The organism is Tepidimonas sp. (assembly GCF_046292505.1).
Lineage (GTDB): Bacteria > Pseudomonadota > Gammaproteobacteria > Burkholderiales > Burkholderiaceae_C > Tepidimonas.
Genome location: NZ_JBKBQX010000100.1, coordinates 1 through 1195, shown reverse-complemented (window position 1 = coordinate 1195; position 1195 = coordinate 1). Strand labels below are relative to the sequence as shown.

Sequence of the window (1195 nt, the reverse complement as noted above, 5' to 3'; positions counted from 1 at the left end):
ACCTGCTCAAGTACGAAGCGCCGAACCTCTACTCGCGCGACCGCGTCACGGTCGCTTGCGGTCAGAACCTGCCGCTGGGCACCGGCGTCGGCATCGTAACCGCCACCGGCAAGTACAAGCAGATCGATCCGTCCGCCGAGGACGGCACGCAGGTCGCCGCAGGCGTGCTGCTGCAAGCCTGCGACGCGGCATTGATCGACCGTGATGACGGCCTCGTCGTCGCGCGCCACGCCATCGTCGCCAACCACGCACTCGCGTGGCCCGACGCCATCACCACTGCCGAACAACTTACCGCCATTGCGCAGCTCAAGGCGCTGGGCGTGCTCGTCCGTCAAGGAGCCTGACCATGAACAACCCCTTCAGCAATCCCGCGTTCTCGATGGCCGCGCTGACCGCTGCCATCAACATCCTGCCCAACCGCTACGGGCGTCTGGAAGAACTGAACCTGATGCCGCCCAAGCCCGTGCGTCAGCGCCAGATCGTCGTCGAGGAAATGAACGGCGTGCTCAACCTGCTGCCTACGCTGCCGCCGGGTTCGCCCGGCACGGTCGGCGTGCGTGGCAAGCGCAAGCTGCGCTCCTTCGTCGTGCCGCACATCCCGCACGACGACGTGGTGCTGCCCGAGGAAGTGCAAGGCATCCGCGCCTTCGGTTCGGAAACCGAAACCGAGACGGTCGCAGGCGTGGTCGCGCGCCATCTGGAGACGATGCGCAACAAGCATGCGATCACGCTGGAGCACCTGCGTGTCGGCGCGCTCAAGGGCGTGATCCTCGATGCGGACGGCTCGGTGCTCTACGACCTGTTCGACGCCTTCGAGATCACGCAGCAAACGGTAGCCTTCGAGCTGGGCACGGCGGGCACCAACGTCAAAGCCAAGTGCGGCATCGTGCTGGCGACCATCGAGGAGAACCTCAAGGGCGAGTTCATGAACGGCGTCCATTGTCTGTGCTCGCCGGAGTTCTTCGCCGCGCTCACCGGCCACGCCAAGGTCGAGAAGGCCTTCGAGAACTGGCAGAACGGCGCCATCCTCATCAACGACGTGCGGCGCGGCTTCACCTACGGCGGCATCACCTTCGAGGAGTACCGGGGTCAGGCCACCGATGCCAACGGCACCGCGCGCCGCTTCATCGCCGCGGGCGAGGCTCACGCCTTTCCGCTGGGGACGGTGGACACCTTCGCCACCTACTTCGCCCCG

2 protein-coding genes are annotated in these 1195 nt (G+C 66.1%); both read left to right on the top strand.

All coding sequences use genetic code 11. The annotated features are described in order from the left end of the window. The first annotated feature begins 2 nt into the window (after positions 1-2). Complete coding sequence (locus ACK4TH_RS11960) at positions 3-344, top strand: head decoration protein (RefSeq protein ID WP_409626758.1); 342 nt, start codon at positions 3-5, stop codon at positions 342-344. Between the two features lie 2 nt (positions 345-346). After that, positions 347-1195: major capsid protein (locus ACK4TH_RS11955; protein ID WP_409626756.1), on the top strand; the 849-nt coding region annotated here is incomplete at its 3' end.